Below are 1,201 nucleotides of genomic sequence, written 5' to 3'. Positions count from 1 at the left end.
GTCAGATAATCTATTTTTTTGTCGTCAACTTCAGGGCTATCTGTGTGGTCATTTTGAACCACTTAAACTGCATCGGGGTAGTGCTCTTGAACTTCTTGTGCGATTAAACCGATTTTAGTTTATTGTGTAGAAAATCCATGGCTGCTAACTCATTATATTTAAATTTAATTAAATATAATTTTTGAAGTCAATCTAAGCTATTAATACTCTCATTAAAAACTGTTGTAAATCTCATATCCGAAGAACCTTTAACATAATCTCCACTATCGTTAATCAAAGATACGTTTGTGCCTCCTACTCTAAATCTAGTATGTACTCCAGATGATGAAAGAGTTGAGTGCTTCATAAAATATGTCTGCCCGTTATATAAGTGTATTGCATATCTATCGCTAGGAGCACCTCGCCAAACATTACTTTCAAGAAAATTAATACCATGATATATAAATACTCTAGGATTAGCCTCTGCTTCAAGTCGCATAGAATAATTTCCCTGATGAGAAAACGCCCAGCTATTTCCTCCAACTCTACTATTTAGTACTAAACTTGCCGAACCAGCAGTAGACCCTATCCGGCGTATGTCAAACCCCCTCCAAACATTAAAATTAATAAGCATATTTTTATCAAAACAACTTTCATTATTTAAAAAATATACGGGATTATTTATTATGTTAAATGTTTTAATTCCTGTGAAAGTGTGATTGCCTGTAGTTCTTACTACAGTTGAATCTACATTAATTGTTCTATTAGCTGCTAATGTTCCTCCTCCTGATAAACCATCTCCTGCGGTTAATGTAATGTTTGAATGTGTATGCTCTGATGGAGTAAACGTTGTCGGTTTACTTGTAACTTCAGGCCAAGTAGGCCACCTGGTTGCGGTAGCAGGCGCACTACTGATGTCGCCCCATATATGACCGTGACCGGATGGCGCGAAATTAGTATTTGAGTCAATAACTGCTTGTATCCGTTCATTAGTTAAATACAGATTAACTTCAGCTTCTGGCAAGTCATCGGTTGATTGCCCAAATTTACTAGAGTAAATATTGAAATTAGTCATAATAAAGATTCCGAAAAAAGGGGGATTATCCCCCAACTATTTAATCTACAGTGACCAGCTCAACCAAGGTCACTGAAATATCAGCAACTGATTCGGCAATAGCTTGTAGTTTACTAGCGCCAATAGTGAGCATAACAGTATCACCCG

The 1,201-nt window shown here is 36.6% G+C and carries 1 pseudogene; it reads right to left on the bottom strand.

What is annotated here, in order from left to right:
* A pseudogene (locus P5683_RS25010) lies at window positions 1–1,054 on the bottom strand (tail fiber domain-containing protein); the annotation flags it as partial.
* Window positions 1,055–1,201: the final 147 nt, after the last annotated feature.

Source organism: Limnospira sp. PMC 1279.21, from assembly GCF_032349615.1.
Taxonomy (GTDB): Bacteria; Cyanobacteriota; Cyanobacteriia; order Cyanobacteriales; family Microcoleaceae; genus Limnospira; species Limnospira fusiformis.
The sequence above is the reverse complement of the archived record's forward strand: the minus strand, read 5'-3'. Positions and strand labels throughout refer to the sequence as shown.